Source organism: Streptomyces sp. Ru72 (genome assembly GCF_002920635.1).
GTDB lineage: Bacteria > Actinomycetota > Actinomycetes > Streptomycetales > Streptomycetaceae > Streptomyces.
This window is the reverse complement of sequence record NZ_PQSR01000022.1, coordinates 13,735-32,281: the sequence shown is the minus strand read 5'-3', so window position 1 is coordinate 32,281 and position 18,547 is coordinate 13,735. Positions and strand designations below refer to the sequence as shown.

16 protein-coding genes and 1 pseudogene are annotated in these 18,547 nt (G+C 71.9%); 11 read left to right on the top strand and 6 right to left on the bottom strand.

From position 1 onward, the window contains the following. The first annotated feature begins 72 nt into the window (after positions 1 to 72). The gene (polA, locus tag C3488_RS13545) at positions 73 to 2,799 is read left to right on the top strand and encodes a DNA polymerase I (RefSeq protein WP_103839646.1); all 2,727 of its coding nucleotides are present in this window, start codon (positions 73 to 75) and stop codon (positions 2,797 to 2,799) included. A 402-nt stretch (positions 2,800 to 3,201) separates the two neighbouring features. Here the strand turns inward: polA and C3488_RS13540 are convergent, their stop codons facing one another. Continuing rightward, entirely contained in the window at positions 3,202 to 4,056 is an 855-nt protein-coding gene (locus C3488_RS13540) for a DUF4184 family protein (RefSeq protein WP_103839645.1), read from the bottom strand. Between the two features lie 274 nt (positions 4,057 to 4,330). Here C3488_RS13540 and C3488_RS13535 point away from each other — a divergent pair, with 274 nt between their 5' ends. From C3488_RS13535 to C3488_RS13525, 3 genes and pseudogenes are all read left to right on the top strand, one after another. Further along, complete coding sequence (locus C3488_RS13535) at positions 4,331 to 6,058, top strand: lytic transglycosylase domain-containing protein (RefSeq protein WP_103839644.1); 1,728 nt, start codon at positions 4,331 to 4,333, stop codon at positions 6,056 to 6,058. A 158-nt stretch (positions 6,059 to 6,216) separates the two neighbouring features. After that, positions 6,217 to 6,351: an SPW_0924 family protein gene (locus C3488_RS13530; RefSeq protein WP_103839643.1), complete on the top strand. Its 135-nt coding sequence runs from the start codon at positions 6,217 to 6,219 to the stop codon at positions 6,349 to 6,351. A 56-nt stretch (positions 6,352 to 6,407) separates the two neighbouring features. Continuing rightward, a pseudogene (locus C3488_RS13525) lies at positions 6,408 to 6,812 on the top strand (porin PorA family protein); the annotation flags it as partial. Here the strand turns inward: C3488_RS13525 and hrpB are convergent. From hrpB to C3488_RS13510, 3 genes are all read right to left on the bottom strand, one after another. Continuing rightward, on the bottom strand, positions 6,802 to 9,303 hold the full coding sequence (hrpB, locus tag C3488_RS13520; protein WP_103839642.1) for an ATP-dependent helicase HrpB: 2,502 nt from the start codon (positions 9,301 to 9,303) through the stop codon (positions 6,802 to 6,804). The pseudogene C3488_RS13525 and the gene hrpB overlap by 11 nt on opposite strands. Before the next feature lie 25 nt (positions 9,304 to 9,328). Beyond that, on the bottom strand, positions 9,329 to 9,655 hold the full coding sequence (locus C3488_RS13515; protein ID WP_103839641.1) for a hypothetical protein: 327 nt from the start codon (positions 9,653 to 9,655) through the stop codon (positions 9,329 to 9,331). Positions 9,656 to 9,798: 143 nt separating this feature from the next. Continuing rightward, a complete protein-coding gene (locus C3488_RS13510) occupies positions 9,799 to 10,659 on the bottom strand; it encodes a class I SAM-dependent methyltransferase (RefSeq protein ID WP_181139004.1) in 861 nt (286 codons plus the stop codon). Positions 10,660 to 11,003: 344 nt separating this feature from the next. Here C3488_RS13510 and rpsA point away from each other — a divergent pair, with 344 nt between their 5' ends. The 4 genes from rpsA (at position 11,004) to C3488_RS13490 (ending at position 14,804) form a co-directional block, all read left to right on the top strand. Further along, positions 11,004 to 12,494, top strand: a complete 1,491-nt coding sequence (gene rpsA / locus C3488_RS13505) for a 30S ribosomal protein S1 (RefSeq protein WP_103839640.1) — start codon at positions 11,004 to 11,006, stop codon at positions 12,492 to 12,494. Between the two features lie 261 nt (positions 12,495 to 12,755). After that, positions 12,756 to 13,694, top strand: coding sequence for a PAC2 family protein (locus C3488_RS13500; protein WP_103839639.1), 939 nt, complete (start codon positions 12,756 to 12,758; stop codon positions 13,692 to 13,694). Between the two features lie 70 nt (positions 13,695 to 13,764). Continuing rightward, the gene (coaE, locus tag C3488_RS13495; protein WP_103839638.1) at positions 13,765 to 14,373 is read left to right on the top strand and encodes a dephospho-CoA kinase; all 609 of its coding nucleotides are present in this window, start codon (positions 13,765 to 13,767) and stop codon (positions 14,371 to 14,373) included. A 50-nt stretch (positions 14,374 to 14,423) separates the two neighbouring features. Continuing rightward, positions 14,424 to 14,804: a tetratricopeptide repeat protein gene (locus tag C3488_RS13490; RefSeq protein WP_103839637.1), complete on the top strand. Its 381-nt coding sequence runs from the start codon at positions 14,424 to 14,426 to the stop codon at positions 14,802 to 14,804. An 82-nt stretch (positions 14,805 to 14,886) separates the two neighbouring features. Here C3488_RS13490 and C3488_RS13485 read toward each other — a convergent pair whose 3' ends face one another. Further along, the gene (locus C3488_RS13485) at positions 14,887 to 15,153 is read right to left on the bottom strand and encodes a DUF6343 family protein (protein WP_103839636.1); all 267 of its coding nucleotides are present in this window, start codon (positions 15,151 to 15,153) and stop codon (positions 14,887 to 14,889) included. Positions 15,154 to 15,271: 118 nt separating this feature from the next. Here C3488_RS13485 and C3488_RS13480 point away from each other — a divergent pair, with 118 nt between their 5' ends. Further along, positions 15,272 to 16,258 (top strand): acyltransferase domain-containing protein, encoded by a 987-nt coding sequence (locus C3488_RS13480; protein WP_103839635.1) that lies wholly within the window; start codon positions 15,272 to 15,274, stop codon positions 16,256 to 16,258. Positions 16,259 to 16,341: 83 nt separating this feature from the next. Next, positions 16,342 to 17,034 carry a bifunctional 2-polyprenyl-6-hydroxyphenol methylase/3-demethylubiquinol 3-O-methyltransferase UbiG gene (locus C3488_RS13475; RefSeq protein WP_103839634.1) on the top strand — a complete coding sequence of 231 codons (693 nt, stop codon included), beginning with the start codon at positions 16,342 to 16,344 and terminating at the stop codon, positions 17,032 to 17,034. Between the two features lies 1 nt (position 17,035). Here C3488_RS13475 and C3488_RS13470 read toward each other — a convergent pair whose 3' ends face one another. Then, positions 17,036 to 17,728 carry an RNA-binding S4 domain-containing protein gene (locus tag C3488_RS13470; protein WP_258053402.1) on the bottom strand — a complete coding sequence of 231 codons (693 nt, stop codon included), beginning with the start codon at positions 17,726 to 17,728 and terminating at the stop codon, positions 17,036 to 17,038. A 113-nt stretch (positions 17,729 to 17,841) separates the two neighbouring features. Between C3488_RS13470 and C3488_RS13465 the strand changes: the two genes are divergently transcribed. Further along, positions 17,842 to 18,543, top strand: a complete 702-nt coding sequence (locus C3488_RS13465) for a uracil-DNA glycosylase (RefSeq protein WP_103839633.1) — start codon at positions 17,842 to 17,844, stop codon at positions 18,541 to 18,543. Positions 18,544 to 18,547: the final 4 nt, after the last annotated feature.

Here is an 18,547-nt window from a genome sequence, read left to right as displayed (position 1 = left end):
CGAGGCCCCGTCCGGCGCCGGAGGACCCACGGCGGGGGCCGGGTGTCAGTGGGGCGTGGCAGGATCGGGGGCGTGGCAGAGACAGCATCGAAGCAGACCGAGAAGACCACCGGCGGCGACCGTCCCCGGCTGATGCTCATGGACGGGCACTCCCTGGCCTACCGCGCGTTCTTCGCGCTGCCCGCGGAGAACTTCACCACCGCGACCGGCCAGCCGACGAACGCGATCTACGGTTTCGCGTCGATGCTGGCCAACACGCTGCGCGACGAGGCGCCCACGCACTTCGCGGTGGCGTTCGACGTCTCCCGCAAGACCTGGCGCTCGGAGGAGTTCACCGAGTACAAGGCGAACCGTTCGAAGACCCCGGACGAGTTCAAGGGCCAGGTGGAGCTGATCTGCGAGCTGCTGGACGCCATGCACGCCGCCCGCTTCGCGGTCGAGGGGTACGAGGCGGACGACGTGATCGCCACGCTCGCCACCCAGGCCGAGGCGGAGGGTTTCGAGGTGCTGATCGTCACCGGCGACCGCGACTCCTTCCAGCTGGTCAGCGAGCACACGACGGTGCTGTACCCCACCAAGGGCGTCTCGGAGCTGACCCGGTTCACCCCTCAGAAGGTGTTCGAGAAGTACGGGCTGACGCCGGCGCAGTACCCGGACTTCGCGGCCCTGCGCGGCGACCCGTCGGACAACCTGCCGGGCATCCCGGGCGTGGGTGAGAAGACGGCGGCGAAGTGGATCAACCAGTTCGGCTCGTTCGCGGAGCTGGTCGAGCGCGTCGACGAGGTCAAGGGCAAGGCCGGGCAGAACCTGCGCGACCACCTGGAGTCGGTGAAGCTGAACCGCCGGCTGACCGAGCTGGAGCGGCAGGTGGAGCTGCCGAAGGCGGTCGCCGACCTCAGGCGGGCCGCGTACGACCGCAAGGCCGTCGCCATGGTTCTGGACACCCTGGAGATCAGGAACCCCTCACTGCGCGAGCGGCTCTTCGCCGTCGACCCGGGCGCCGAGGAGGCCGAGGCACACCCGGTCGTGGCGGACGGCGTCGAGCTGGACGGGGCGGTGCTGGGCGCGGGGGAGCTGAAGCCGTGGCTCGCCGAGCACGGCACACGGGTCCTGGGTGTCGCCACGGTCGACTCGTGGGCGCTGGGCACGGGCGCGGTGGCCGAGATCGCGCTCGCCGCGGCCGACGGCGCGGCGGCCTGGTTCGATCCGGCCGAACTGGACGAGGCCGACGAGAGGGCGTTCGCGGCGTGGCTGGCCGACCCGGCCAGGCCGAAGGTCCTGCACAACGCCAAGGGCGCGATGCGCGTCCTTCCCGAGCACGGCTGGTCTCTTCAGGGCGTGACCATGGACACGGCGCTCGCCGCGTACCTGGTCAAGCCGGGCCGTCGCTCCTTCGCGCTGGACGCGCTCTCACTGGAGTATTTGGGCCGTGAGCTGGCGCCCGCCGCGACGGCGGACGGACAGCTGGCCTTCGGCACGGACGAGGGCGCCGAGGCCGAGGCGCTGATGATCCAGGCCCGGGCGATCCTGGACCTCGGCCAGGCGTTCGAGGAGAAGCTGCGGGAGGTCGGTGCGGCGGACCTGCTGCGCGACATGGAACTGCCCACCTCCGCGCTGCTGGCCCGTATGGAGCGGCACGGCATCGCCGCGGACCGTGCGCATCTGGAGACGATGGAGCAGATGTTCGCGGGCGCCGTCCAGCAGGCGGTGAAGGAGGCGTACGCGGCGGCGGGGCACGAGTTCAACCTGGGCTCGCCCAAGCAGCTCCAGGAGGTCCTCTTCGGTGAGCTGGGCCTGCCGAAGACGAAGAAGACGAAGACGGGCTACACGACGGACGCGGACGCTCTGGCGTGGCTGGCGACCCAGACGGACAACGAACTGCCGGTGATCATGCTGCGCCACCGGGAGCAGGCGAAGCTGCGGGTGACGGTCGAGGGCCTGATCAAGACGATCGCGACGGACGGCCGCATCCACACCACGTTCAACCAGACGGTCGCCGCGACGGGCCGCCTGTCGTCGACGGACCCGAACCTGCAGAACATCCCGGTGCGCACGGACGAGGGCAGGGCGATCCGCCGGGGCTTCGTGGTCGGTGAGGGCTTCGAATCCCTGATGACCGCGGACTACAGCCAGATCGAACTGCGCGTGATGGCCCACCTGTCCGAGGACGAGGGCCTGATCGAGGCGTTCACCTCCGGTGAGGACCTGCACACCACGGTCGCCTCCCAGGTCTTCGGGGTCGGCCGTGACGCGGTCGACGCGGAGATGCGGCGCAAGATCAAGGCGATGTCGTACGGCCTGGCGTACGGGCTGTCGGCGTTCGGCCTGTCCCAGCAGCTGAACATCGAGGCGGCAGAGGCTCGGGCGCTGATGGACACGTACTTCGAGCGGTTCGGCGGGGTGCGGGACTATCTGCGCCGTGTGGTGGACGAGGCGAGGGCGACGGGCTACACCGAGACGCTCTTCGGCCGCCGCCGCTACCTGCCCGACCTCAACAGCGACAACCGCCAGCGCCGGGAGATGGCCGAACGCATGGCGCTGAACGCGCCGATCCAGGGCACGGCGGCGGACATCGTCAAGATCGCGATGCTGAACGTGGACCGGGCGCTGAGTGAGGCGGACCTGAAGTCCCGGATGCTCCTCCAGGTCCACGACGAAATCGTGCTGGAGATCGCCCCGGGCGAACGCCGGCAGACGGAGGAGCTGGTCCGCCGGGAGATGGCGGCAGCGGTGAGGCTGCGGGCACCACTGGACGTCTCGGTGGGCTACGGGACGGACTGGGAGTCGGCGGCGCACTAGGCCCGGGCAGGCGACGTTCGCCCGTCAAGGAGCGGCGTCCGGTGCGTGCTGTGGGGGTACCCCCTGCTCGAGGAGCTTGGGGGAGCGTGCCGGGCGTCGCGACGGGGCGAACATCGCCTGTTGGGGCACCAGGCCTCGCGTTCGGATCGGGCCGGGCTCGCGGGGCCGGGCACGGCTCCGGGCGAGCGGCGGGCGATCTCTACCGGTGACCGGTCGGCCACTGCCTGGAAGGGCCGGTCGAGCGGCCCGCTGCCGAGGACGGCCGACCGCACCGGCTCGCCGGGGCCTCCTCGGCACCGGGGCGTCCGGGGGCCCGCCGGAGCGGGGACTGAGGGCGCAGCTGTCGGCTTCCAGGCAACCGTGTCCCCGCAGCCCGTTCCCGGCCGTCTGTCCCGCGAGGGGTCAGCGTGACACCGGTCGGGCCGGTTCACGGTCGGTGCCCTGGCCGTCCCCGGTCGTGCGCCGCAGGGCCCTGACGCCCGTCGCGTACAGCGCCATCCCCACCGCGAGGCCCGTACCCGCGCCGAAGCACGCCGGCGGGATCACCTCCCACGGTTTCGCGTGGGCTCCCCAGTAGGCCCACCACCGGGACGCCCGCTGCACCGCGCCCGCCGCCGCGCACCCGCCGATCACCGCCGCCGCCAGCCACCGGTCGGCCCACGACAGCACCGGCAGCGCCGACACCGCCGGCGAACCGGCGGACGCCCGCCGCAGCGCGACCGCCACGAACACCGCGATCACGACGGCCGCGACGGCAGAACTCCCGTACTGCAGATACGTGTACCGCGGCGTACCGGCCATCGGCCGCGTCAGCCCGGGCAACAGCCGTACCCCCCACCGGCCGATGTGCGTGAACGCGTCCCACACCACATGCGTCAGGGCACCCAGCACCGCGGAGACGTACCACCGGGCCGCGAGTGCGAACGAGACCTTGCGCAGCGGTGCACCGCAGCGCACCAGCGCGGCCACCCGCCCCTGCGCCGTCGGCGGCAGCAGCGCCACCAGCGGCTCCCGCAGTACCAGCCACACCCCCACCAGCGCCCACGCAATGAGGACATCGACGGTGAACACCCCGGTGAAGGAGTGCGTGACCGTACCGAACTCCATGCCCCCGGACACCACGCTCGCCGCGAAGTAGGTCATGTCGGGCGCGAACGATCCCGCGATGAGAACGGCGGGTACCAGCCGCCCGCGTCCGGACCCGTCCCCGCGCACGGCCGGCAGGACGGCCGCGGCATGGCTGAGGGTGAACGGCACGACGCCTCCCGCCGCAGATGTTGACCGAGCACAACCACCCGGCGATCACGGACGTCCAGTATGAGGGACGCATGAGAAAGGTGAGGCGACCCGCCCTGGCTTTTGCGTCCAGCCCAAGAGGTCATGACCAACTGGTGAAAACCGGGCACCAACCGGTGTCGACGCGACGCAAGTTGTCGTAGGGTCACTTGGTCGCCGCGCACGGATGCGTGGTCGAACACACGGACACAACAGAGCAGCACACACCAGGTCGTCGACGGGAGGGGTTCACTCAATGGCGGCGCGTTTCGGCAGGAGGCTGCGCAAGGGGGCGGCAACCACCGCTGTGGCCGCGGCCGCGGTCGCGGCTCTGGCGGCATCCCAGGCTCCGGGGTCCACCACGGACGACCAGGGCAGACAGGCCACCGGCGCGCAGTCCACGCCCGAGACGACCGGCAACGTGAGTGGCGATGACACCGCCACCGGCAACGGCCGCTACTACACGGACCTGCCCCCGCTCAACAGCCCCACCGAGTCGCCCGGCCCCAGCGCCACGCCCACCACGGGCCCTTCCGGCGCGGGACAGGCCGGCATACCCGCCACCGTCCTCGACGCCTACAAGAAGGCCGCGGCGGAACTCCAGAGCTCCAAGCCCGGCTGCAATCTGCCGTGGCAACTCCTCGCCGCCATCGGTCAGGTGGAGTCCGGCCAGGCCGAGGGCGGCCGGGTCGACGCGGACGGCACCACGTACACGAAGATCCTCGGCCCGGTCCTGAACGGCAACGGCTTCGCCAGCATCAAGGACACCGACAACGGCGCCTACGACGGCGACAGTACGTATGACCGCGCGGTCGGGCCCATGCAGTTCATCCCGTCCACCTGGGCGTGGGCGGGCCGCGACGGCAACGGCGACGGCGTCAAGGACCCCAACAACGTCTACGACGCCGCTCTGGCCGCCGCTCACTACCTGTGCCGCGCGGACCGTGACCTGTCGGTGCAGGCCGACATGAACGCCGCGATACTCAGCTACAACAACTCGCAGGACTACCTGAACACCGTTCTGTCCTGGTACGAGTACTACCGCAAGGGCACCCATTCGATCCCGGACGGCACCGGCACCCTGCCCTCGCACCGCAGCGACCAGAACTCCGGTGCGAGCCCCGACCCGAAGCCGAGGAAGACGAGCAGGCCCGGCAGCTCAAAGCCCGGGCGCGGCACCACCGGCCCCACCCCCAACCCTCCGTCGCCGGGCAAGCCCACCACCCCGACGCCGCCCGCCCCCACCCCCACCGACACGGTGGACCACCTGGCCGACGGCGGCACCGGACAGCTCTCCGCGAAGACGGGCGACACCTTCGACCGGAAGGTCGTGGTGAAGGCCGTCACGAAGGCCGGGAAGGCCGTGCCGAAGGTCCGCGTGCGGTTCTCGGTCATGGGCGACACGGACGCCGCCTTCACCGGTGGGGAGACCGTCGCGACCGTCGTCACCGACAGCTCGGGCAAGGCCACCGCGCCCGCGCTCGTCGCCGGCCAGAAGACCGGCGGTTTCACGGTCCGCGCCCTGGTCGTCGGCCGCACGGTCACCGGTCTCGACTACTCGGCCACCGTCCTCGAACGTCAGGCCGACACCATCGTCCGCACCAGCGACACCGAGCTGACCTGCACGCCGGGCGGCGAGTTCGCGGACCAGGTCGAGGTGAAGGCCACGTACAAGGGCGCCGTCGCGGACGGTGTCGCGGCCACGGCGACCCTCGTCAAGTCGCCCGACGATCCGGCTGAGAACGACAAGGGCCCCTACTTCAAGGACGCGAGCGGCAAGACCGTACGCACCCTCACGGGCCTCAAGACCGACGCGAACGGCCTGCTGAAACTGCCGAAGCTGTACGCCGACGACACGACCGGCACATTCCTGCTCCGCATCACCACCGCGGGCGGGGCCGCTTTGACGGTGGAGCTGAAGGTCGCGGCGGCCGACTCGTCCCCCAGCCCGAGCCCCAGCCCGAGCCCGAGCCCCAGCTCGTAAGGTCGACGGGAACGCACGAACGGCGGCGCCCCTCCACCACGGAGGGGCGCCGCCGCCTTTCGTACGCCCTGTTCTCATCTCACGCGCCCGTTGCTACGGTGCCGTACCTGACAGTCCATCAGTTTCCGCGTGCCGGCTGCTGTTCCGGGGAGGCCCGTATGCGTGCCCTCGTCGCCGCCGCGATCGGTCTGGCCGCGGCGTTCGTCCTGGTCCTCGGCCTGACGATCCTGGGTTCGTCGTCCGGCACGACGTCCCCGAAACCACTGCTGACGACGGTCCCCAGCCGTCCGTGACGCGCGCACAGGGAGGACGCAGATGCGCCGCAAGGCCGGCCTGATCCTGCTCGGTCATGCCCGTCAAGGGCATCACCCCCGAATCGGTCGCGAAGACCGGGACCACTCGCTGGTACACCACGGTCCGCAAGTTCTGGGTCGAACCCCTGGCCGGCGCGCCCGTCTACGGCGAGGAGATCCACAAGGAGGAACTGAGGGGCGGCACGCTCCTCGGGGGGCGTGAAAGGGTCACGGTCTTCGCGGGGCACGTGAAGATGCGCGAGGACTACATCGCCTCGACGGTCGCCCTGGTCAAGCACAACCGCCTGCTGATCCTGCTGCTGACGTCCTCCCTGCCGTGGGGCTTCCTGATCCTCGGCGCCGCGCTGCTCTCGCTGTCCCTCTACCTGGAGGCGCGCGGCCGTCGTCCGGGGGACCCGGCATCCGCCGCGGCCGTGGAGCCCGAGCCGGTCACCGCTTGAGCCGCGCGTTCGTGTGCCGGGTCGGCTCCGCGCTGGCCGGGTCCTCCGGCCAGGGGTGCTTGGGGTAGCGGCCGCGCAGCTCCGCCCGTACGGCCCTGTAGCCGTCCCGCCAGAAGGAGGCGAGGTCGGCGGTGACGGCCGCGGGCCGCCCGGCGGGGGAGAGCAGATGCACGACGACGGGCACACCGGCGATCTCGGGCGAGGACTGCAGCCCGAACATCTCCTGCAGCTTCACGGCGAGGACGGGCCGCTCGGGGTCGGCGTAGTCGATCCGAATCGTGGACCCGCTCGGGACGGTGATCCGCTCCGGGGCGAGTTCGTCGAGCCGGGCGGCCTGGCCGGTGGACCAGGGCAGCAGCCGGGCCAGGGCCTGCCCCGCGTCGATCCGGGCGAGGTCGGCCCGCCGCCGGGCACGGCTGAGCTCGGGCTCCAGCCACTCGTCCACGCGCGCGTGGAGCGCGTCATCGCGCACGTCCGGCCACGGCTCTCCCAGATGCAGTCGGAGAAAGGCGAGCCGCTGCCGCAGCAGATGAGCCTGAGGGGACCACCGCAGCAGACCGAAGCCCTCCTGCCGCAGCCCTTCCACCAGGGCCTGACGTACGAGGGCGGGTTCCGGATCCCGCAGCGGCCGCGCCACCAGCTCGACGGCCCCCAGCCGCTCGACACTCCGGGCGACGACATCCCCGTCGGCCCAGTGCACCTCCTCGCCCGTGGAGTGCAGCGCCGCGGCCGCCCGCCGCGCCATGTCCTCGTCGACCACGGCGGCCAGCCCCACGCGCGCGTGCCCGGCACCGACGGGCCGGTCCGCCACGGCCACCGCCAGCCACGGGGCACCGCGCAGCCCCGACCCCTCCCTCAGCTCGGCGCGGGTGCCGTTCACCATGAGGCAGGAGCCGCCGTCGGCCCGGGCGAGCCGCTCCGGGAAGGCGAGCGCGGCGACAAGTCCCACCGCCAGGTCGTCGCCGACCTCCGCGGCACCGGCAGGCGCGTCGCCCGCCGCGGCCCGCAGCCGGCGCGCCTCCTCCCTCCAGCGCGTCGCGTACGCGTCGCCCCCGCGCCGGGCCGCCCGCCACACCGCCGCCAGGTCGTCGCCGTACTCCCGCGGCGCCTCCTCGCTCAGCAGAGCCACCGCCTCCGCGGCCCGCTCCGCGCCGACCCGCGGGGCCGCGTCCAGCAGCGCCCGCGCCAGCCGCGGATGCAGTCCCAGCCGGGACATCCGCACGCCCCGCTCCGTGGCCCGCCCCGCCGCGTCCACCGCGCCGACCGCCGTCAGCACCGACCGCGCCGCCGCCATCGCCCCGGGCGGCGGTGCGTCGAGGAGCGCCAGCCCGGACGCGTCCGGGTCGCCCCAGCACGCCGCCTGCAGGGCGAACGCCGTCAGATCGGCCAGCCGGATCTCCGGCGCCGGGAAACGCGGCAGCCGCGCGTCCTCCGCCTCGGACCAGCAGCGGTACACCCGGCCCGGCGCCTCACGCCCCGCCCGGCCCGCCCGCTGCCGACCCGCCGCCTGCGAGGCCCGCACCGTCGTCAGCGCGCTCAGCCCCCGCGCATGATCGACCCGCGGCTCGCGCGCGAGACCGGAGTCGACGACCACCCGCACCCCCGGCACGGTCAGGGACGACTCCGCCACGGCCGTCGCCAGCACCACACGCCGCGCCGAGCCCGGCGACAGCACGGCCTCCTGCACGGCCGCCGGCGCCCTCCCGTGGACCTGGAGCACCTCGGTGCCGCCCGGATCCCCCAGATGACCCGCCACGCGCGCGATCTCCCCGACTCCGGGCAGGAAGCACAGCACGTCCCCCTCGCACTCGGCCAGCGCCCGCCGCACCACCGACGCCACATGCGCGAGCAGCGCCGGATCCACCCGCGTCCCGTGCGGCGGCCGCACAGGACGCGTGGGAGGTGCCCACACCACCTCCACGGGGTACGACACGCCCTCGGCCTCGACGACCGGTGCCCCGCCCAGCAGCCGTGCCCAGCCCTCCGCGTCCGTCGTCGCGGAGGCAGCCACCAATTCCAGTTCCGGCCGCAGCGTCTGACGCACGTCGAGCAGGAAGGCGGCGACCGTGTCGGCGTCCAGGTGCCGCTCGTGGACCTCGTCGAGCACGACCACGTCGACGCCCGCCAGCTCCTGGTCCCGCTGCAGCCGCTGCAACAGCACACCGGTGGTGACGACCTCCACGCGCGCGTGCCGCCCGACCACCCGCTCCCCACGCACGGTGTAGCCGACGCTCTCACCGGTCTTCTCGCCCAGCAACCACGCCATCCGCCGGGCCGCCGCGCGTGCCGCGATCCGCCGCGGCTCGGCCACCACCACCCGCCGAGCGGGACCGGCGTCCAGCAGTCCCGCCAGCGCGAGCGGCACCAGCGTCGTCTTTCCGGTGCCCGGCGGCGCGCAGAGCACCGCCGTACCGTGCTCCCCCAGAGCGGCCGCCAGGGCGGGGACGGCGGAACGGACGGGCAGGCGGTCGAGAGCGTCGCGGCGGATCACCGCACCAGTGTTCCAGGCGGCCGCGTCACGGAAGAAAGACGTGTCGGCAGCGCAGGCAGAACAGCTTCCTGCGCCAGTCGGCCCGCTGCCGCGCCACCTGCGCGACGCTGCCGCGCAGGGACATCAGCCACAGGCCCCCGCCGGCCAGCCCGACGAACCCCAGCCACACCTCCGACACGAGCAGGGCGCAACCCACGGTCAGGAGCCCGAACGGCGCCGCCCAGCGCTCGTCGTCCAGTGCGGGACGCGCGAGGTGCGGTGCCCCGGCGCGCGCCTCGGGCGACAGCGTCCTCCAGTACGTGCGGAGCCGGGTGGTCCTGTCCCCTCGCCGGCAGACCGGACAGACGTGCATGCGCGTACCCCCCACCGCCTGGCACCGCGGAGCGCGGCCTTGAGGGTGATATGTCAACTCATCGTTTGTGCCCTGCCGGGGCGACCGGCATACACGCACGGCCGCCACCCCCGCAGATTGGCCGGAACCGCTCCCTCGGCGCCTCAGTCCCGTTCGCACACGAAGATCGCCGTCCCCGGGATCAGCGCGCCGCGCAGCGGCGACCACCCGCCCCACTCGGACGAGTTCCAGGCCGGCCACTCCGGCTCGACCAGGTCGACCAGCCGGAAGCCGGACGTCACGATGTCCCGCACGCGGTCGCCGAGCGTGCGGTGGTGCTCCACGTACACCGCCAGGCCCTCCTCGTCCTGCTCCACGTACGGCGTGCGGTCGAAGTAGGAGGCCGAGACCGCGAGACCCTCCGGCCCCGGCTCGTCCGGGAACGCCCAGCGGATCGGGTGGGTCACCGAGAACACGAAACGGCCGCCGGGGCGCAGCACCCGGTGCACCTCGCGCAGCACCAGCCGCGGGTCCGCCACGAAGGGCAGCGCCCCGTACGCCGAGCACGCCAGGTCGAAGGAGGCGCCCCGGAAGGGCAGGACACAGGCGTCCGCCTGCACCAGGGGGAAGCCGGCGCCGATGCGCAGGGCGTGCTGGAGCTGGCGGTGGGACAGGTCGAGGGCCACCGGGCGGGCGCCCTGCCCGGCGAGCCAGCGGGAGCACTGCGCCGCACCGGCACCGATCTCCAGGACGTCCTTGCCCTTCAGGTCCTCGGGCGGGCCGAGCAGTTCGGCCTCGACCTCGTCCAGGCCCTCGGGCCCCCAGACGAAGCGGTCGTCGCCGAGGAACGTGCCGTGTTCGATCTGGTACTCGTCCGCGTTCCGGTCCCACCAGCCCCGGTTGGCCCGGGAACTCTCCGTGACGCCCGCCGTGCGTCGGGTGGCTTCCGGTTCGAACTGTTCGGGCTCTTGGATGATGGGCTCCCTCGTCGTACTCTTCCGTCCAGCCTGACGCGGCGGTGTCACGGAAACAGGGTCGTGTGGCCTGCACGGTCTCGTGGCATCGGCCGGGTGCGGCCGTGTCGCACGGTGACTTGTGCCGGGAATGCGGCGATCTGCCCCGGGTGTGCGCGTTCGCGCATTGACCCTGTCCGGCTGCCCCCGTATGCTACAAGTTGCGCTGCGGGCCTGCGCACCTCAGACGTAGCAGGCTGCGCTCGCATCTGTTGTATGTCCCCTCGGTTGTCGAGGCGCCATCACCAGTCGGCTGGTGGGGCGCTTCCTTGGCTGTCCGGCTTCTGCAGAGCGAAACGGGCTCCAGCGTGAGCAGTACCTACGACTTCAATGTCCGTACCGGAGCCCTTTTCCACATGACGAGCAGCACCGAGACCACCGCCACCACCCCGCAGGTAGCGGTCAACGACATCGGTAACGAGGAAGCGTTCCTCGCAGCGATCGACGAGACGATCAAGTACTTCAACGACGGCGACATCGTCGACGGCGTCATCGTGAAGGTCGACCGGGACGAGGTCCTGCTCGACATCGGTTACAAGACCGAAGGTGTCATCCCGAGCCGCGAGCTCTCGATCAAGCACGACGTCGACCCGAACGAGGTCGTCGCCGTGGGCGACGAGATCGAGGCCCTGGTCCTCCAGAAGGAGGACAAGGAAGGCCGCCTGATCCTCTCGAAGAAGCGCGCCCAGTACGAGCGTGCCTGGGGCACCATCGAGAAGATCAAGGAAGAGGACGGCATCGTCACCGGCACCGTCATCGAGGTCGTCAAGGGTGGTCTCATCCTCGACATCGGCCTCCGTGGCTTCCTGCCGGCCTCCCTGGTCGAGATGCGCCGCGTCCGCGACCTGCAGCCGTACGTCGGCAAGGAGCTCGAGGCCAAGATCATCGAGCTGGACAAGAACCGCAACAACGTGGTCCTGTCCCGCCGCGCCTGGCTCGAGCAGACCCAGTCCGAGGTCCGCCAGACCTTCCTCACGACCCTGCAGAAGGGTCAGGTCCGCTCCGGTGTCGTCTCCTCGATCGTCAACTTCGGTGCCTTCGTGGACCTGGGTGGCGTCGACGGTCTGGTCCACGTCTCCGAGCTGTCCTGGAAGCACATCGACCACCCGTCCGAGGTCGTCGAGGTGGGCCAGGAGGTCACCGTCGAGGTTCTCGACGTCGACATGGACCGCGAGCGTGTCTCCCTGTCGCTGAAGGCGACCCAGGAAGACCCGTGGCAGCAGTTCGCCCGCACCCACCAGATCGGCCAGGTCGTGCCCGGCAAGGTCACGAAGCTGGTTCCGTTCGGTGCGTTCGTCCGCGTGGACGAGGGCATCGAGGGTCTGGTCCACATCTCCGAGCTGGCCGAGCGCCACGTGGAGATCCCGGAGCAGGTCGTCCAGGTCAACGACGAGATCTTCGTCAAGGTCATCGACATCGACCTCGAGCGTCGCCGGATCTCGCTGTCCCTGAAGCAGGCCAACGAGTCCTTCGGTGCCGACCCGACCGCCGTCGAGTTCGACCCGACCCTGTACGGCATGGCCGCGTCCTACGACGACCAGGGCAACTACATCTACCCCGAGGGCTTCGACCCGGAGACCAACGACTGGCTGCCGGGCTACGAGAAGCAGCGCGAGGAGTGGGAGCGCCAGTACGCCGAGGCGCAGGCCCGCTTCGAGCAGCACCAGCAGCAGGTCATCAAGTCCCGCGAGGCGGACGCCGCTGCCGCCGCCGAGGGTGGCGAGGCCGCCGCTCCGGCCGCGACCGGCGGTTCGTACTCCTCCGAGGGCGGCGACAACTCCGGCGCCCTGGCGTCGGACGAGGCGCTGGCGGCCCTGCGCGAGAAGCTGGCCGGCGGCCAGAGCTGAACGCTCGACGCTAGGCGTTAGCCGATGACTGAGGGCCCGCCCCCTGTGGGGGCGGGCCCTCAACGCGTTTCGGGGCCAGACGCCGCCCCTCGAGGCCGTCGGCCCTGACTGCCCGCCCTCCACGCGCGCGTACTCTCCGCATGGGCATCGGCAGACATCGAACAGACGGCCGCTCAAAAGCGTGGAGTTGGGGCGCGGACCGGGAATGACAGTGTTCCGGCCCGCGTTGTCCCGTACGAACACGAGGAGGAGCGGTCTACAGTGCTTGATCCGCAGGGTTTGTACGCATGGGAGCCGAAGGGCCTCGCCGTCGTCGACATGGCGCTCGCCCAGGAATCGGCCGGACTGGTCATGCTCTACCACTTCGACGGATACATCGACGCGGGTGAGACCGGCGACCTGATCGTCGACGGGCTCCTCGACGCGCTGCCCCAGCAGGTGGTGGCCCGCTTCGACCACGACCGGCTGGTGGACTACCGCGCCCGCCGTCCCCTCCTCACCTTCCGGCGCGACCGCTGGACCGACTACGACGTCCCCAAGATCGAGGTGCGTCTCCTCCAGGACGCCACCGGAGCGCCCTTCCTGCTGCTGTCGGGACCCGAGCCCGACGTGGAGTGGGAGCGCTTCGCCGCGGCCGTGGGGCAGATCGTGGAGCGGCTCGGCGTGCGTCTGTCCGTGAACTTCCACGGCATCCCCATGGGCGTGCCGCACACCCGGCCGGTGGGCCTGACCCCGCACGGCAACCGCACCGACCTGGTACCCGGCCACCGCAGCCCCTTCGAGGAGGCGCAGGTACCGGGCAGCGCCGAGTCCCTGATCGAGTACCGGCTCGCTGAGGCCGGGCACGACGTTCTGGGTGTCGCCGCGCACGTCCCCCACTACATCGCCCGCTCCCCGTATCCGGACGCCGCGCTCACCGTCCTGGAGGCCATCACGGCCGCCACCGGACTCGTCCTGCCGGGCATCGCGCACTCCCTGCGCAATGACGCGCACCGCACGCAGACGGAGATCGAGCGGCAGATCCGGGAGGGTGACGAGGATCTGGTGCGGCTCGTCCAGGGCCTCGAGCACCAGTACGACGCCGCGGCGGGCGCCGAGACACGCGGCAACATGCTCGCCGAGCCCCTGGAGATCCCGTCCGCGGACGAGATCGGGCAGGAATTCGAGCGCTTCCTGGCGGAGCGCGAGGGCGACGGCTGAGCCCGCGGCGGACAGCTCGACCCACGGCCTGCCATCGGTACCGTCAGTGGCAGGCCGTAAGCTTCCCGGCATGCTGAAGGTGGGCCTGACCGGCGGTATCGGCGCCGGCAAGAGCGAGGTGTCGCGGCTGCTCGTGGAGTGCGGGGCCGTACTGATCGACGCGGACCGCATCGCGCGCGAGGTCGTCGCTCCGGGCACCCCGGGGCTCGCGGCGGTCGTGGAGGCGTTCGGCGAGGACATCCTCACCGCGGACGGCAGCCTGGACCGCCCCAGGCTGGGCTCCATCGTCTTCGCCGACCCGGACAAACTCGCGGTCCTGAACTCGATCGTGCACCCCTTGGTGGGCGTCCGCTCCCGCGAACTGGAGACCACCGCTCCCGACGACGCCGTGGTCGTCCACGACGTCCCCCTCCTCGCCGAGAACGGGCTGGCCCCGCTCTACGACGTCGTGGTCGTCGTCGACGCGAGCCCCGCCACCCAGCTCGACCGGCTGGTCCGCCTGCGCGGTATGACCGAGGAGGACGCGCGCGCCCGTATGGCCGCCCAGGCCCCACGCGAGAAGCGCCTGGAAGTCGCCGACATCGTGATCGACAACGATGTGCCCCTGGAACAGCTGCAGCAGCGCGTAAGGGACGTATGGGAGGAACTCGTCCGCAGAGCACACCGTTCGCAGGAATAGCGTCCGCCCGCGGGGGCGTTGAACCGGTGCAGCAAGGGAAGGACTCTGCCGTGCCCGAGACCAGCGGTTCCACCGGACCCACTCCGGAAACGCATGTCATCGACTTCCGCGCCGCGGAGCAACTCCTCGCCGCACGGGACCCGCGGGGCGCGGTCAAGCTGCTCGACGGTGTGATCGCCGCCCACCCCGAGAACACCGCCGCCCGGCTGCTTCGCGCGCGTGCCTTCTTCGCCGCCGCGCAACTCAGACCGGCCGAGCTGGAGTTCAGCATCGTGCTGGAACGCGAGCCGGACAACGCGTACGCGCACTTCGCACTCGCCCGCACCTACGAGCGCCAAGCCCGGCACGACGAGGCGAAGCGGCATTTCCGGCTGGCCGCCGCACTGGATCCGAACCCTCAGTACCTGAAGGCGGCACGCTTCGAGTCCTAGGGCCTGCCTTCCGGATCGGCTCGGCATGGCGGAGCCTGGCACGCGCATTACTGCCGGCACCGCCGACATGATCTCTCAGTGGCTACCGGCCGTGGTGTTCCGGCGGTGAGTACGGCGGGACCTCGCGGCCCGGCTGCCAGTGAGGGCCCTGACGGATGTGCCGCACGATCACGGTCATGTCCGCGGCCACGACCAGCCACAGCACACCGCACGCGGCCGCCCAGCCAGGCCGGCCGAGGAGCGCGAACACGACGGTGCCGAAGGTGGCCCACACCAGGCCCCACAGGCTCAGCCAGAAGCGGGCCCGCAGCGCACTGCGCGCCGTCGTCGGTTCACTGCCCGTACGCATCGCCCTCACGGCTCCTCAAGGCACCAGTACCCTTCGTGGTGCACGTTCACCATGGGACGGCGACCGGATCAGGGCGTCCGCGAACTGCGGCGGGGCCGGTCGGTGCGGGGAGGCGACGGTGCTGCTGGAGACGTTGCGGGCGGACGCGCGGCTCGCCGAGTGGCTGAGGGACCTGGACAGCGAGGGTGACACGCGCGTCCAGGCCGCACTGCCCGACGCGGACGGGCTGCCCGACCTCCTGCTCGACCTGTCGGTGCCCCACGAGGACATCAACGAACTCGTCGCCCAGCGCGCCCGGCTCGCCCAGGACCCGGATGCGACGACGCTGCTGGAGCGGTGCGTCGCCCGCCTGGTACGGGACATGGGGGAGATCGGCAAGGCCTGGGAGCCGCCGCAGTTCCCCGCGTCGGCGGGGCCGCTCGGACGGCTCTTCCCCGTGTACGTCTTCGTCGCCGCGCTGCCGTACGTGCGGGCGTACCACCGCGAGCGCGGCATCCCGGAAGAGGTGTCCCGGCGCACGCTCGCCGACCTCGGCCGGCACATGGCGGTGCACCGCCGGCGCCGTGGCACGGGCGGACTGCTCTTCCCCTGGTGGATCGCCCTCCACTTTCACGGTGAGCTGTTCCAACTGGGACGGTTGCAGTTCCAGCGGGCGCGGCTCGGACAGCGCACGGGCCGGGCCGTCGCGGCGACGGGCCGCGCGACCGGGCCCGGTGACCTCTGTCTGAGCCTGCACATACCCGACTTCAGCGGCCCGCTGTCGCCGTCCGCCTGCGAGCGGTCCCTGACGCTGGCACGGGCATTCTTCGCCCGGCACTACCCCGACGAGCGCCATGAGATCGCCGTGTGCCACTCCTGGCTGCTCGATCCCCAGCTCAAGCGGTACCTCCCGGCGGATTCCAACATCGTCCGCTTCCAGGACCGCTTCGAACTCGCCTACCAGGACACGACACCGGACGACGGGATACCGGTCGGCTTCGTCTTCGGCGACCCGGAGCTGCCGGTCGGAGAGCTGCCCCGGAGGAGCAGTGTGGAGCGGGCGGTGGGGGACCATCTGCGGGCGGGCGGGCACTGGTACGGGGGCCACGGCTGGTTCGCGCTGTGACGCGGTTCGACCTTCGAACGTTTCACCCCATCGGGTGACAGCGGACCGGGAACGGGACAATCCCGGCGGTCCGTTGGACGGGCATGAAGCCGAAGACGCGTACCGGTTACAGGGGCACGGGCCCCGGCGTGATCACCCCCGACGGCTGTGCGGTCGAGCTGTACTCACGATTACCGCCCGGGGACGAGCCCGACATCGTCGCCGCGGCCGTACCGGCGGGCGCTCACATCCTGGAACTGGGCAGCGGCGTGGGGAGGATGACGCATCCGCTGCTGGAGCGCGGTTTCACCGTCACCGCGGTGGACGAGTCACCGGAGATGCTGGAGCGGGTGCGCGGCGCACGCACGATATGCACGCCGATCGAGGCCCTGGACCTGGGTGAGACGTTCGACGTGGTGCTGCTCGCGTCGTTCCTCGTGCACGCCGGGGACACCGCGGTGCGCAGAGGTCTGCTGCGGACCTGCGCCCGGCATGTGGCCGACGGCGGCTGCGTGCTGATCCAGAGGGAGGGCGAGGACTACCACACGAACCTGCCACGTGAACGGGTCGACCCGAGCGGCTTCACGGTGCGGATCGTGTCCGCGGAGCCGGTGGGGGACGGGGTGGACTCGGTGCGCGCGGAGTACGAATTTCCGGACGCGACCTGGACGCAGACGTTCCTCTCCCGGCCCCTGAGCAGGCAGCAGTTCGAGGAGGCGCTGGTGGAGGCGGGACTGCGCGTGGACAGGTACCTGACGGACGACCGGATATGGGTGAGGGCGGTGCGGACGCGGTAGCTCAACTCCCGCCCTTGTTCCGGCTCCGGCCGCCGGGCCGGCCCTGTGTGCCCAGGCCGCTCGCGAAGCCGCTGCCCCCCGCCGCGGCCAGGCCGCGCAGGCGCTCCATCTCGCGGCGGTCGCGCTTGGTGGGCCGGCCCGTGCCCCGGTCGCGGACACCTGCCGGGGCGATCGCCTCGCGGGGCGGCGGGGGCGGGCTGTTGTCGATGTAGCACTGCACGGCCACCGGGGCACCGACGCGCTTGCGGATCAGACGCTTCACGACGACAACCCGCTCCCGGCCCTCGTGCTTGAGGCGCACCTCGTCGCCGATGCGCACGTTGTACGCGGGCTTCACGCGCTCGCCGTTCACCCGCACGTGCCCGCCCCGGCAGGCGGCGGCGCCGATCGAGCGGGTCTTGACGAGCCGTACGGACCAGATCCAGCTGTCGATGCGGACGCTTTCGCCGTTTCCCGGGCCGGCCGCCTCGGCGGCCGCCACCGCCGCGGCGATCTTCGGGTCCACGGCGGTCGAATCGGTGTCCGCCGGCTCCGGGGAGGGGTTCGCGTCGGTGGCTCGGACGTCCGTGCCCGTCCCGGAGTCCCGTCGGTCCGCCTCGTCACCGCGGCGCACCCCGGAGTCCCGGCCTGTGTCAGCAGCGCGGGTCCCTTCGGTCCCGCCGGTCGTCTCGCGGTCCGCACCTTCAGAAGCCATGCCCCCGACCTTAGCTCGCCGAGCCGGGTGGACCGGGCGCCATTTCCGCGGTGCGAGCCAGGCAGTGCCGGATGCCGCTCCGGGTCGCGCCCGACCGGCCCTACCGTGGAGGCATGGACAGCAGCAGCCTCGCCCGGCTGGACGAGCGGATCACGGGATGCCGTGCCTGCCCGCGCCTGGTCGCATGGCGCGAGGAGGTGGCCGCGACCAAGCGGGCCGCGTTCGCAGACTGGACGTACTGGGGGCGGCCGGTGCCCGGCTTCGGGCCGCGGGACGCCCGGCTGCTCGTGATCGGCCTCGCCCCCGCGGCCCACGGCGGAAACCGGACCGGACGGATGTTCACCGGAGACCGTTCCGGGGACGTGCTGTACGCGGCGCTGCACGACGTGGGTCTGGCGTCGCAGCCCACGTCGGTGTCCGCCGACGACGGCCTGGAGCTGTACGGCGTGCGCGTCACCGCGCCCGTGCACTGCGCCCCGCCCGCCAACAAGCCGACGCCCGAGGAACGGGACACCTGCCGGCCGTGGCTCGTGCAGGAGTTGCGGCTGCTGCGTCCGTCGCTGCGCTGCGTGGTCGCGCTCGGGTCCTTCGGCTGGCAGGCCGCGCTGACCGCGCTCGGTGAGGCCGGCTGGTCGGTACCCCGGCCGCGGCCCGTCTTCGGGCACGGGGCCCGGGTGTCACTGGAGGGACTGGAACTGTTCGGCTGCTTCCACGTCAGCCAGCGCAACACCTTCACGGGTCGGCTCACGCCTCGGATGCTGCGGGACGTACTGCGCACGGCGGCCGACACGGCCGGGCTGCCGGTCAGGCCGTAGACGA